Genomic DNA, 14094 nt, shown 5'->3' on the forward strand with positions numbered 1-14094 from the left:
CAATTTGTATGTGATTAAAGTTTGGGAAAGCAACTGCTTTCCCATTTGTTTTTTTACCTTAATTGGTTATTTAAACATCAATGATTATTTATCATACTAAATTTTTGATTTAATTAACAGCACCATGACAATGTTTATATTTTTTGCCTGATCCACAAGGACAAGGATCGTTACGGCCAACTTTTGCCTGAGCACGTACAACAGGTTGTTGTGAGTTTGCTGATTGTTCATCATTGCCCATGCCACCGATTGATTCATGATTAGCTTGCTGCTTAGCCATTAATTTTTCGACTTCAGCTTGGCGTTGGCGTTCAGCTTCTTCAACTTCCTCTTGTGAACGAATTTGTACTCGGCTTAATATACCAATTACGTCATATTTCAATGTATCTAACATGCTTGCAAACATGTTGAAAGATTCTCGTTTATATTCTTGTTTAGGATCTTTCTGTGCATAGCCTCGTAAGTGAATACCTTGGCGTAAGTAGTCCATTGCTGCTAAATGTTCTTTCCACAATGTATCAAGTGTTTGCAACATAACACTTTTTTCAAACTGTCTGAAGGCATCAGAACCCGCAATTTTTTCTTTTTCAAGATATTTATTTTGTGCAAGTTGTATAATACGTTCACGTAAGGTTTCTTCATGAAGATTTTGTTCTTCATCAAGCCATTTTGCAATTGGTAAATCTAAATCAAAGTCACTTTTTAATGCTGCTTCGAGTCCAGGAATATCCCACATTTCTTCAATAGATTGTGGTGGAATATATTGATCAATAACAGTGGTAAATACATCTCCATGTATAGAATCAATAGTTTCTTTTATATCTACGTTATCTAATAAATCATTACGTTGGCTATATATAGCTTTACGTTGATCATTTGCAACATCATCATATTCAAGTAATTGTTTACGAATATCGAAATTGCGGCTTTCAACTTTTTTCTGAGCATTAGCAATAGCTTTAGTGATCCATGGATGTTCGATTGCTTCACCTTCTTTCATACCCAATTTACGCATCATATTACCAACACGCTCTGATGCAAAAATACGCATAAGTGGATCTTCTAAAGATAAGTAAAAACGTGAAACTCCTGGATCACCTTGACGGCCAGCACGTCCACGTAATTGGTTATCAATACGACGAGATTCATGACGTTCAGTACCTAAAATATAAAGCCCACCAAGTTGAATGACTTCTTCATGCTTAATTTGCCATGCTTGTTTAGCTTTCTGGATATCATCATCAGTTGGATTTTCCAATTTCGCAACTTCACTTTGCCAATTACCACCAAGCATAATATCGGTACCACGACCTGCCATATTTGTTGCAATAGTTACAGCGCCTTTACTACCTGCATCAGCAATAATTTCAGCTTCTTGAGCATGGAATTTAGCATTAAGTACATTATGTTTAATCCCTGCTTTTTTAAATGCATGAGAGACAAGTTCGGATTTCTCAATTGAAGCAGTACCGACTAAGACTGGCTGTCCTCGTTTGACACAATCTTGCACATCAGCAACGATTGCATTAATTTTCTCTTTTTCTGTCATATAGACAAGATCAGGTAAATCTTTCCTAACCATTGGACGGTTGGTTGGAATAACAATGGTATCTAAGCCATAGATTTGGTTAAATTCAAAGGCTTCAGTATCAGCTGTACCGGTCATACCAGCTAATTTTTCGTATAAGCGGAAATAATTCTGGAAGGTAATAGAAGCTAACGTTTGATTTTCATTTTGAATTTTTACATGTTCTTTAGCTTCTACTGCTTGATGTAAACCATCCGACCAACGGCGACCATCCATTGTACGGCCTGTATGTTCATCAACTATAATGATTTCATTATCCCTAACAATATAATCTACGTCACGGTGGAATAAATGATGAGCTCGAAGAGCTGCATTGACATGGTGCATCAACACAATATTACTTGGTGCATAAAGTGATTCATCACCTTTCATAATCCCTTGTTTTATTAATAGTTCTTCAACTTTAATTAAACCTCGTTCAGTAAGATTTACTTGGCGTGATTTTTCATCAATTGAGAAATCTCCATCTCCTTGAAATTGCTCTGAATCTTCTTTTTCTTGTTTAATAAGATGAGGGATGATTTTATCAATACTGATATATTTATCTGAACTATCTTCAGCCTGACCTGAGATAATTAATGGAGTCCTTGCTTCATCTATTAAAATTGAGTCAACCTCATCGACTAAAGCATAGTGTAACGGTCGTTGAACACGTGATTCTTTGTTAAACACCATATTATCGCGTAGATAATCAAATCCATATTCATTATTCGTACCATAAGTGATATCAGCATTATAAGCATCACGTTTTATTTCTGGAGGCATGTTAGGTAAATTGATACCGACTGTTAAGCCCAAAAATTCAAATAGAGGGCGGTTATTTTCTGCATCACGCTGAGCTAAATAATCATTAACAGTTACAACATGTACACCTTTACCGGTTAATGCATTTAAATAGGCAGGTAATGTAGCTGTTAATGTTTTACCTTCACCAGTACGCATCTCGGCAATACAGCGCTCATTAAGTACCATGCCCCCAATGAGTTGGACATCAAAATGTCGCATACCAAATACACGCTTACTTGCTTCACGAACTACTGCAAAAGCTTCTTCTAATATGTCATCTAACTTAGTACCATTTGCAATCTTCTGCTTAAATTCATTGGTTTTTGCTTTAAGTTCATCATCGGTTAGCGCTTCCATAGATGGTTCAAGAGCATTAATATTTTCAACACGTTTACGCATAGATCTTAAAACGCGTTCATTACGGCTACCGAATACTTTTGTTAATAATTTTAATAACATAACTGTTCTCTTATTCTTTTTTTATAATGGGACTAATAAGGAATAAACCTCATTTAATAAATTAATTTAATTATATAAAAACACGTTAAGCAGTAGCTTGAGGACCCGCTCTTATTCCATTATATGGTGATAATCGAATAACGGTATTTGGAGTAACTTCATCATAATTGAGTGAGATAATTTGTTTATTGTAATGCTCTTCTTTTAACAAAGATGAAGTTTGAGATTTTTTTCTTATTGGTGCTTGGTGATCTTGTACTATTGCTGTTATAGCAATAATACCAACCTGTGTGGAAGATGATTGAACTGGTAATGCATTTTCTTCATATAAACCGAACCCAGCAGCGATTACACCTAATAATAAGTGCGATAGGGCTGTTTTAATCATGAGGCGTTTGTGAAGTTTTTTACAATAGCTAATCACATTCATAGTGGCAACATTCTAGCATTTTTTCCCAAAATTAAAACAATTATTACATCAATGTCATTGAGTCATTTTAATGGCTGAAGAGAAATCGATAAACGTCTTTGATTCAGAAGATAGTCAATTGAATGTTAAATTAATAAAATAATGAATATTCACTAAAATATTATCCACTTGCCGTATTATAACCAACAAGTGGATAAGCGCTGTACTTATTTCATACTATTCTAAACTAGCATGACGATGAGCCATATTATTATTACTCTCTTTTTCTTGTTTACTCATTGCCAGAATAACGGTATCAAAGATAATTAATAGCATTTGCTCAAAAAGACTACCAAGCGGTTGTTGACTGACTTGCGATTGGGAAAATTTAGTCCCTGATTGTAACACTATATCCGGCGTTTGAATTTTGGCTAGGGTTGAATCGGTTGATGCACTGATAATAAACAGATCAATATCTTGTTTAATTGCTGATTCAGCCATCATGTTAACACTGTCAGTTTCGCCTGATGCTGAAGCAACAATCAAAAGGTCACCTTTTTGCACTGAAGGTGTGGTTGTTTCACCTACTACAAACGAATTTAGCCCTAGCTGCATGAGTCTCATCGCAAAGGCTTTTAACATAAGCCCGGAGCGTCCGGTCCCGTAAACAAATATACGTTTATGCTGTTTTATATTTTCGATTAAATCGGTGATGTTTTGCTCAGTTAATGTTTTTACTGAATGGCTCAATTCATTAATAATTAATTCTGATTGCATTTTTATCTCCGGTCGAAAAATAGCTAATGCTATTTTTCTTACTCATAAATATATGTTAAAGCTTTAACTGTTGAATAATAAATTCTTCAGTTTGCTTACAATTAAACTGCTGGCATTTATTTAAAAAAGATTCATCTTGAAATAAAGTAAATAAACGTTTTAGTATTGATAAATGTTGATCACTTGTTGCTAATGCTAAATTGAAGATCAATTGGCAACTTACCTTCGAACTAGAATCTTCCATTTCGCCAAAAGTAACTCCATTTATTGAGCGTACAATACTAATCGAATTTATTTTGACTAATTGATAATTTGCATGGGGGATGGCAATGCCTATACCATTGCTCATAAGTAATCCGGTGGGATACGATTTTTCCCGATTTATACATGCTGCAATATATTCAATTTGAATATAATCTTTTTCTAATAAGTAAGAGCCTGATGCGTTAATAGCATCTTGATAGGTAACGATGCCTTCATCGAGATCATGAACTAAAATATGCATAACCTACCTCTTATTTAGTCAGTTCTTGTTTTACGGCTTCAAAGATTGCATCTTCACCGATTCCCGTTAATAAACCGGCACCAACAATCACTTTAGTTGTAATATCCGGATTATCGATTTTGGTGGAAGACACCACTAAATCGTAACTGTTGAATGTATCGGTAGAACATGCCATAAGTGATGATTTATCGACTTGTGCATCAATCTTTTGTTCTTTAAGATAGTCTTGTAAAATTGACACCATGATTGATGATGAAGCAATCCCGTTTCCACAAACAACTAATACTTTTTTCATTTTGATACCTCGCTATTGATAGTTGAATTTTTCTCTTTTTTCTTTAATAGGTAACCTACAGAGAGCAGGATTAAACCAATTAATACATAACCCAGAACGCCTATATGGCTGGTTGCGGCAAATAGCCCTGTGAATGGATTTGCTGATGGATTTAATGAGGTGTACATAACTGATGCATCCGGATTGCTACCAAATTCCTGAAATACTTCATTAGTTGCAGGCGTCATCCATGATGCAATATACAAACCGCCACCAAACAGGAAGATAGATGTCACCCAAGTTCGGATAATATTGCCTTTAAATACAGGCACCATACAGGCAATAAAGAACACGAATTGTGATAAATCGCCTAACGGCATCACTTTATTTCCCGGTAAAATAACGGCTAAAATCACAATAACCGGAATGAGTAATAAAGCTGGAGCGATAACGGCGGGATTTCCAACAATCAATGCGGTATCCATACCGACGGTAATATCACGGTTTGGAAATCGTTTAACTAATTTCTTGCGAGCGACGTTGGATAAAGGGACTAAACCTTCCATCATTATTGATGTCATTCTTGGTAGTAGAAGCATGACTGCTGCCAGATACATGCCAAGTTGAAGGCTGGATATGATTGTATGATATGGACTTTGCCAAGAATAACCACAAAAACCAAGCATAACGCCAATAATAAAACCAACAATAGTTGGATCACCTAATACGCCAAAGCGTTTTTGGATAGTTTCAGCAGTGATACTGATATTTCTAAAACCAGGTATTCGGTCATAAATCCAATTGAATGGATAAGCAAATATCAGATAAGTATTTGCGACAGGGTGTGAAATGGAAACACCTTCCGGTAAATTATAGAATTTTTCATTATTTTTAGCGCCAAGGTCTGCGGCAATTAATGCCCAAACATGAAATAGTGCGGCTGTTAGTACGCCATATAAAAAACTGCCTGAATAGACGCCAACAATTGCCCCCATTGATGCATTTTGATGTAGATTAAATACATCGACATTGACACAATCGGTGATTTTTAAAATCAACAATAAAACATTGACTGCAACACATAATGGAATAATTATTGGTCCCATACTCGATCCAAATCCCATTACCGCTGTTGCTGCACCGCCAACATCAATTGCGCTCAGTGAAGAGCCGGTACTTTCAGCAAGTCCAGTGACAGCGGGCGCCATTTTATCCAACATAAACTTTATTGTCATACTTAAAGCAATAAAGCCAATACCCACTTTCATGGCTGAGGATATACATTCTGAAATAGGCCGCCCAAGCGCGGCCATTAGTATAAGAAAGATGATAGGGATAAAAATAAAATTACCTAAATCGTTGATAAATTGTGTGATTAATTCCATGTGTTACTCCTTTGATGCTTATTCATCGGCTCTAAAACCCATATTCCAAGCGATATGGGCTGGTTTAACTAATAAGGCATTGTCATTGCGTTCAGCTTGCAATAGGTTTTTTTTCGAATTTTCACGAGCAGTGGCAAAGTCAAAAGGTTCATCAAACCAAGCATCGAGTATCATTTTTGTATATTCCAACCCATTAACACGACATCCCAGTCCAATTATTTGTGCATTATTACTAAGCCTTGCACGTTTAGCAGAATAAGGGTTAGTGACAGCAGTTGCCCGTATTCCCCAATGTTTGTTTGCCTGACAAGTAAATCCAATTCCTGTACCACAAATGTATACACCTAGACGGCAAACATCTTTTTGAATAAGTATCGACATCTCATCTGCCAATTTGGCAAATGTGTTAATCCCATCTTCTTTGACTTTGACAGGGTCATATACCACTTCGGCATTTTTTTCCTCAATGAGATAATTTTTAAGCGCTTGTTTATATTCAAATCCAAGATCGTCGCTAGCAATTGCAATTTTGGTTTTCATTGGTTTTCCTTGTGATAATTAATTGATAACCAATTTTATAATTGGTTTTTGTTGGTAAGTCAATGTGATCGAGATCACATAATTAGTAAGACATTGTTTTTAAATAAAATAAAAACCAATATAAACCAATATTATATTTGTTGTTTTATGGCTTTTATTTACTTTTTTTAGAAAATGATGCGATATTAATGAGGCATAAATGCAACATTATTGTAGAATGTCGATAATAATTGAGTATGATTAGTGTTAATATTGCGACCGAAATTTGACACTTAGAGATAGCTAACTATGCAATTAATGAATGAGAGAAGAGAATTAATTTTAGAAGATTTGATTACAGCCGGCACCGTATATGTTAGTGAATTAGCACGCAAATATGATGTAAGTTATGAAACTATTCGAAAAGATCTATCGCAATTAGAAGAAAAAGGCTTTTTAGTGAAATGCCATGGCGGAGCAACGCTAAAGCAAGGTGTGATTGAACATCCATTTCAGATTCGAGAAAAAGAAAATGCCAGTTTAAAAAAGAGTATTGCGCAAAAAGCTTTGAGCTTGCTCCCGGATAATTGTTCGATGATTATTGGCACAGGAAGTACAACATTAGAGCTAGCTAAGCTTTTATGTTTTCGTTCTGGTTATAAGATTTTTACCGATTCTTTGCCTGTTGCTAATACCTTGATTGCCTCAGATAACCAAGTGTTTTTATTTGGCGGTGAACTGCGCAATAAAAGCTCATCCGTATTTGGTGGGTGGGCGCTTTCGATGATCAGTGAAATTCAAGTTGATGTCTGTTTTTTAGGTACTGACGGTTTTGCTAATTTAGCTGGTCCTTCAAGTCCATCTTCATCTGATGCCTGTATTGATAAAGCAATTATTGCCCATGCAGATAAACGCTATATTTTGGGTGACTATACTAAATTTAGCCGAAAAAGCCTGTTTAAAATTTGTAATTGGGATGAGATAACCGCTTTAATTACTAACGATGCTGCTGATGTTATTAAAGTAGCCGAATTACAAAAACAGACTAATGTGATTTTATGTTAATCAGATAGTTAATTTTTTCTGGATTAAAAATTTGTAAAGTCATTCATAATTATAAAAAGGAGATTGCATGAGTAAAAATTGCAATCTCCATTGAATTAAATATAGTATTTTCCTCATTTTTTATTAATAATTTTTTGCATCCAATAAAAAATGAATGTTTATTCTTTAACCATTAATTGCCCCATCATACCCAGCGTTTCATGCTCTACAATATGACAGTGATACATACGTAGTCCCGGCATATTTTGTTGAATTTTAATAACAAGCGTTTCGTGCGGGCGTAAGTTAGTGGTATCTTTCAAAGCAACAAACTCGGGTGTAGTTTTAGTGCCATTTAATTCACGAGATTGCACAATAAATTGCGCTCCATGTATATGGAAATTGTGATCCATATGTGAGTTATTAACAATTGTCCACTCTTCAACATCGTGAAGTTTACTTTCCAAGTCGATTCGTGACATATCATGCCGTTTGCCATTAATTAAAAATAGCATACCACCTCGAGGCTCACTTTTATCCATTACTTCAGTATATTCAAGTGATTTTTTGGCGACGGCTTTGCCTAAAATGGGTACTTGTTTTAGATGCGTTGGTAGAACTGTACTGGCCGTTTGAGTTAACTGGAGCTGTGAAAGAATGATGTTTGGTTCCGGCGGTACATTTCCCATTTTGCCACGATCGTAGCCGATGTTTTGCAGATAAAGACTGGCGGTTTTTTTCGGAACGATAACCACTTCAGCCCGTTCTGCCGGAGTAAGTAATAACGGTTTATTGAGTTGATGCGGCTCGGTAATGAAACCGCCGTCGGTAGCAACTAAAAAGACATCACAATCCGGTATTGATAGATTTAAATATCGGCCTGAACACGCATTCCAGATTCTGACTCGTGTTGCACCTTCTACTTTTATATTGGGTTGGTAAGCGCCATTGATCAACACAAATTGTCCTTCCCGACCATTCATCCAGTCGGTCATGGAATTTTCGGCGATTTCGCCGTTTTCAGTTAATTTTAAGTCAGAAAAGAACCAATGTTGCTCCGGTAGCGAAGCAAGTGGATCATTTTTACTGCGCACAATAAAGGTACCGGCTAAACCACGAAATACTTGCTCTGCAACGGTATTATGTCCATGTGGGTGATACCAATAGGTTCCGGCAGTGCCTTCCGGTATGGTAAATTCATAAACTCTGCTGCCACCTGCCGGAATAGCATCTTGCGGGTTGCCGTCTTGATCTGAAGGAATCAGCAAACCATGCCAATGAACGGTTGTTGGCTGTGGGAGATCATTTTTAACGGTTATTTTAACATGATCGCCTTCAAATACTTCGATTTTCGGACCAGGAATCATGCCATTATATGCCCAAAATTCGGTGGTAATTTCCGGTGTTAAGGCTATTTTAACTGGTTTTAAATGTAGCGTTGCTTCAAATACGCCAGCTTGGGTGCTGGTATTTTTTAAATTAGTTAACTCGGATAAGTTTTTACCGTGTGGTAGCGCTGTAGTCGATAACAGTTTTTGTGGCATGTTGTTATTCATGTTCATATTCATATTCATATGATCGTGCATGTTGTCCCCCTTATCACAATTATCAGATTTAACATCACAAACCATGTCAGACATTGGTGAATTATCCAATTTGGCTATGGCTTTAGTTGCAATTAAACCACCGACAGCAGCGGTAATATTCATTATAAAATTTCGGCGTTTCATAGTATTCCTATAATTATTTATTACGTTAAACAATAACCTGCATACAACCGTCAAGACTATAAAAAGTGAGATTGTGTTATTGATTTCCAGTACTTATTACTAATATTTAACTGCGTAAATTAGATAAATTTTGGTGGCTTTAACTCAGGAATAAATTCTTTATATTCAGGAATAAATTTAGTAAGTAGATATTGTTCACTATGAATCGGATAATCAAAATTAACAATATAATTAGTTATAATTGTACTGCAAGTGGCACAATGTTTAACCGAATTACCAATAAAAGATTTTGTTGATTTAGAAGTCGGCAAATCTGTATTTGCATAATTAAGATTTGCGTTCACCTGAGATGATATTAAATTTGGTGAATGATGATCTGAACAAGGTTTAGATATAATTAGAGAAAAATGCCCAATAGAAGAAAAAAGCAAAAATATTGCCAATATAATTAAAATATAAAATTGCTTCTTGTTAATGATTTGCGACATTATTCATCACACAATTAATCTCCTCGAATCCATTTTACTAAAAATAGCAGCAAATTTATACAGTTTTAACTCTTGATATAAAAATTTGATTTTAATACCAAGGAATTAAAGCTGTTCAAACGTTTAATGATAAATATCACTTACTCATTTATTTGTTATAATCATAAAATAAATAAGCCAAATATAAATGGTTCTGGTATCATATTTGCATAAAAATAATATTCTGATTAAAAACGATATGAAAATTCTTTACGGAGTTCAAGGAACAGGAAATGGCCACATCAGTCGTAGTAGAACTTTAGCGAAAGCTCTAAAAAAGGCTGGTGCTGATGTTGATTACATTTTCAGTGGTCGTGATCCTAAAGATTATTTTGATATGCAGGCCTTTGGCAATTATCGAACATTTAGCGGTCTATCTTTTGCAACACTTAATGGAAAAATTAATTATCGAAAAACTATCCAAAAAATTCGCGCCTTTAGGTTAATTAAAGATGTTCGTGATCTCGATTTATCAAAATATGATTGCATTATTAGTGATTTTGAGCCAGTAAGTGCATGGGCTGCACATTATCAAAATCGAGAATGTTTAGGGATTAGTAACCAATCTGTCTGCCATTACCTTAAGCCAAAAGAATACGGCATGATAGCCAATGTTATTATGAAATATTATGCACCTGTTACAAAACCAATTGGCTTACATTGGTTTCACTTTGGCCATAAACTAATTCCACCAATGATTGATTCATTTGAAACTGTACCAACTGAAGATGGTAAAATTGTTGTGTATTTACCTTTTGAAGATTTAAATGAAATTGCAGAATTAGTTACTCAATTTCCACAATATCAATTTTGTTGTTTCCATCCCGATGTAAAACAAGTTACAGAGCGTAAGAATTTATTATTACAACCGTTAAGCCGAGATAATTTTACGCAAGCTTTGCTTAGTTGTTCTGGGATTATTTCAAATACTGGATTTGCATTAATATCTGAAGCGTTATCTTTAGGGAAGAAGATTCTAACTAAGCCAGTAGCAGGTCAATTTGAACAAGTTTATAATGCTCAATGTTTGCAATCTTTGGATATGGCAACTGTGATGGAAAATCTAAATAGCATGAAGCTTAAATATTGGGTTAGCTTGCCTTCTCCGAAACCAGTTGTTTATCCAGATGTGGCGACCGAGTTAGCTAATTGGATTGTTTCAGGTCAAAAAGAATCATTACTATCTTTAAGTCAAAGACTTTGGCAGCAGACTATATTCCCTGACAATGTGAATGAGCGTATAAAATCCTTAGGGTATGTGTAAAGGAACTAATATGATATTAAGTATTATTGTTGCCATGGCGGATAATCAAGTTATTGGGTTAAATAATCAAATGCCGTGGCATATGCCAGCAGATTTAGCATGGTTTAAAAAAAATACATTAAATAAGCCAGTTATTATGGGGCGAAAAACGTTTGAGTCTATTGGTAGACCATTGCCTAATCGCCATAACATTGTCATTAGTCGTCAAGCTGATAACAAAGCTTCAATAAACTCTGATGTTAGCTGGGTTCAATCGGTTGATGAAGCAATATTGTTGATCGATAAACAGTCGGTTGAAGAGGCATTTTTTATAGGTGGGGGTAATATATATAGTCAGGTATTACCTTTAGTGAATCGTCTTTACTTAACTCATATTGATGCTCAATTACAAGGTGATACTTATTTTCCAGATTATTCTCAAATAGCATGGCGACAAATTCACTCAGAACAACATAAAGCTGATGAAAAAAATCAATATGATTATCAATTTGAGATTCTAGAAAAAACGAATCAATTAAAATAAATGAGTTGCCACCTAGAATTAGTGGCAACTTAATCAATAGCTACCCTTGAAACCGTTTTGCCTCAATTACATCTGGAAGTTGTTTAATTTTGTTTAATACTCTTTCAAGTGAATCTTGATCAAAAATTTGCATATCCATATCAATAGTCGCAATTTGTTGTTTCATTTCAATTCGGCTTGAGACACCTAAAACATTTACTTTCTCGTTAGCCAATATAGTGGTGATATCTCGCAATAAACCACTCCTGTCGTTAGCTATGATTCTAACAACCATTGTATAACTTGAATTGTGATTGCCACTCCATATAGCGCTAGTAATGCGCTCTGGAGCATGATTTTTTAACTCTTGCAATTGTTCACAGTCAGCTCGATGAATAGAAATACCTCGTCCTTGTGTCACAAAGCCAACAATCGGATCGCCAGGAATAGGTCGACAGCAATTAGCAATGGTGTAAAGTAAATTGTCGACACCTTCAATAATAATTTCACCACCTTTTATAGCGGTCGATTTTCCTGTATTTTTAGCTTGAGATGTTGATTTTTGGGTAATTTGTTTTAGAACAGCTTCATCTTCTTCTTCAGCTGTCGGTTTATTAAATTGGGCATTAATGAAGTTAACTAGTTGATTAATCCTAACATCACCACTACCTATCCCAGCAAGTACCTCATCAAAAGAGTGGGCATTGTATTTACTAATAAGAATTTTTTCGACACTTTTTAAGCTAATATTTAATGGCTCTAGCTCGTTTTCTAAAATTTGTTGTCCGGCAGCAATATTTTTATCTCTATCTTGCTTTTTGAACCAAGCTTGTATTTTTGCTCGAGCACGACTGCTATTAACAAACCCCGTATTAGGATTTAACCAGTCACGACTTGGATTTGGTTGTTTCTGAGTAATAATTTCAACTTGATCGCCAGTTTTCAAAATATAAGTGAACGGAACTATACGACCACCCACTTTGGCGCCAATACAACGATGTCCAACATCACTATGAATATGATATGCAAAATCTAAAGGGGTTGAACCAGTTGGTAAATCGACTACATCACCTTTAGGCGTAAATACATAAACCCGGTCATCAAAAATTTGGCTACGGACGGTTTCTTGAATTTCGCCACTTTCGGACATTTCTTGTTGCCATGTTAATAACTTACGTAACCAAGAAATTCGTTGATCGTAAGCTGTCATCTTATCCGTACTGCCTTCTTTATATTTCCAGTGTGCGGCTACACCTAATTCAGCATCATTGTGCATTTGTTCAGTACGGATTTGAATTTCAATAGTTTTATCTTGTGGACCATAAACAACCGTATGGATCGATTGATAGCCATTGGGTTTAGGGTTAGCCACATAGTCATCAAATTCTTTAGCTATATGTTTATAATGGCTATGCACAATACCTAATGCATTGTAGCAATCTTCAATTCGGTCACAAATTATACGCACAGCTCGAATATCATATAGTTCTTCAAATTGTAGATGTTTGCGTTCCATTTTTCGCCATATACTATAGATATGTTTTGGACGACCATAAACTTCAGCACGAATATGATCTTTATTCATCATATCCTGTAAATTCTTAACAAATTGATTAATGTATGATTCACGATCCAATCGTTTTTCATGTAACTTATGAGCAATGAAACGATATTGATCTGGATGTAAATAACGGAAACAAAAATCTTCAAGTTCCCATTTTAATTGCCCAATTCCTAATCGATTGGCTAGAGGAGCATAGATATTAAAGCACTCTTTAGCTGCAAGGACTTGATCTTCTTTTGGGGCATTCATTAGATTACGTAAATAAGTAATACGCTCTGCTAATTTTATTACCACACTACGGAAATCATTTACCATAGCCAATAACATACGACGAATACTGTCAATTTGCTCAGTAGTTGCATGTCCATTACGGATGGCTCGTAGTTGCCTGATATCCTTCATTTTGATAACACTGGAAAGGATGTGAATAATGTCGCGATCGAAATTTTCAGGCAGATCTTCTCGGCGGATAATTTTAGTATCAAGGAATGGCAGTAAAAGGGCTGTACATAAACTGTTAATGTCCATGTTCAAGGTTGATAAAATCTCAACCATCTCAATTGCATTTTGGAAGCAGTAGGTTTGTTCAGGCGCACCAGCACTGTGTTCAAAACAAAAATCCCAGATATCCTTAAACTTTTGATAGGATTCAAAATTGGTTAATAAAAGTTCATGTTTAGCCCATTGTTCAACATCAAACTGTGTTAGAGTATAATGCTCGTCATTTTGTTGATGGGCGCCTCTAATTGATACCATAATTA

Annotated in this window: 12 protein-coding genes; 3 read left to right on the forward strand and 9 right to left on the reverse strand. The window is 35.4% G+C overall.

Annotation, left to right across the window (positions count from 1 at the left end; all coding sequences use genetic code 11):
- Window positions 1-109: 109 nt before the first annotated feature.
- From secA to J3U09_RS03460, 7 genes are all read right to left on the reverse strand, one after another.
- Window positions 110-2833 carry a preprotein translocase subunit SecA gene (gene secA / locus J3U09_RS03430; RefSeq protein ID WP_267357139.1) on the reverse strand — a complete coding sequence of 908 codons (2724 nt, stop codon included), beginning with the start codon at window positions 2831-2833 and terminating at the stop codon, window positions 110-112.
- Between the two features lie 85 nt (window positions 2834-2918).
- Window positions 2919-3221: a hypothetical protein gene (locus tag J3U09_RS03435; protein WP_267357141.1), complete on the reverse strand. Its 303-nt coding sequence runs from the start codon at window positions 3219-3221 to the stop codon at window positions 2919-2921.
- A gap of 258 nt (window positions 3222-3479) precedes the next feature.
- Window positions 3480-4019, reverse strand: a complete 540-nt coding sequence (hxlB, locus tag J3U09_RS03440) for a 6-phospho-3-hexuloisomerase (protein WP_267357143.1) — start codon at window positions 4017-4019, stop codon at window positions 3480-3482.
- A gap of 55 nt (window positions 4020-4074) precedes the next feature.
- A complete protein-coding gene (locus J3U09_RS03445) occupies window positions 4075-4524 on the reverse strand; it encodes a PTS sugar transporter subunit IIA (protein WP_267357145.1) in 450 nt (149 codons plus the stop codon).
- A gap of 10 nt (window positions 4525-4534) precedes the next feature.
- Entirely contained in the window at window positions 4535-4819 is a 285-nt protein-coding gene (locus J3U09_RS03450; RefSeq protein WP_267337083.1) for a PTS sugar transporter subunit IIB, read from the reverse strand.
- Window positions 4816-6183, reverse strand: a complete 1368-nt coding sequence (locus tag J3U09_RS03455; RefSeq protein WP_267357146.1) for a PTS galactitol transporter subunit IIC — start codon at window positions 6181-6183, stop codon at window positions 4816-4818. Before J3U09_RS03455 ends, J3U09_RS03450 begins: the two co-directional genes overlap by 4 nt.
- An 18-nt stretch (window positions 6184-6201) precedes the next feature.
- On the reverse strand, window positions 6202-6723 hold the full coding sequence (locus J3U09_RS03460) for an RpiB/LacA/LacB family sugar-phosphate isomerase (protein ID WP_267337081.1): 522 nt from the start codon (window positions 6721-6723) through the stop codon (window positions 6202-6204).
- 288 nt (window positions 6724-7011) lie between these two features.
- Here J3U09_RS03460 and J3U09_RS03465 point away from each other — a divergent pair, with 288 nt between their 5' ends.
- Complete coding sequence (locus J3U09_RS03465) at window positions 7012-7767, forward strand: DeoR/GlpR family DNA-binding transcription regulator (RefSeq protein ID WP_267357147.1); 756 nt, start codon at window positions 7012-7014, stop codon at window positions 7765-7767.
- Window positions 7768-7925: 158 nt separating this feature from the next.
- Here J3U09_RS03465 and J3U09_RS03470 read toward each other — a convergent pair whose 3' ends face one another.
- A complete protein-coding gene (locus J3U09_RS03470; RefSeq protein ID WP_267357149.1) occupies window positions 7926-9476 on the reverse strand; it encodes a multicopper oxidase family protein in 1551 nt (516 codons plus the stop codon).
- Window positions 9477-10151: 675 nt separating this feature from the next.
- On the opposite strand from J3U09_RS03470, the gene J3U09_RS03475 reads away from it, so the two are divergent.
- Window positions 10152-11267, forward strand: coding sequence for an MJ1255/VC2487 family glycosyltransferase (locus J3U09_RS03475; protein ID WP_081299571.1), 1116 nt, complete (start codon window positions 10152-10154; stop codon window positions 11265-11267).
- A complete protein-coding gene (gene folA / locus J3U09_RS03480) occupies window positions 11260-11790 on the forward strand; it encodes a type 3 dihydrofolate reductase (RefSeq protein ID WP_416380029.1) in 531 nt (176 codons plus the stop codon). The genes J3U09_RS03475 and folA overlap by 8 nt, the downstream gene beginning before the upstream one ends.
- A 40-nt stretch (window positions 11791-11830) precedes the next feature.
- Here the strand turns inward: folA and relA are convergent, their stop codons facing one another.
- Complete coding sequence (gene relA / locus J3U09_RS03485) at window positions 11831-14089, reverse strand: GTP diphosphokinase (protein WP_065563647.1); 2259 nt, start codon at window positions 14087-14089, stop codon at window positions 11831-11833.
- Between the last annotated feature and the right edge of the window lie 5 nt (window positions 14090-14094).

It is taken from the genome of Gilliamella sp. B2889 (assembly GCF_026536885.1).
Lineage (GTDB): Bacteria > Pseudomonadota > Gammaproteobacteria > Enterobacterales > Orbaceae > Gilliamella > Gilliamella apicola_E.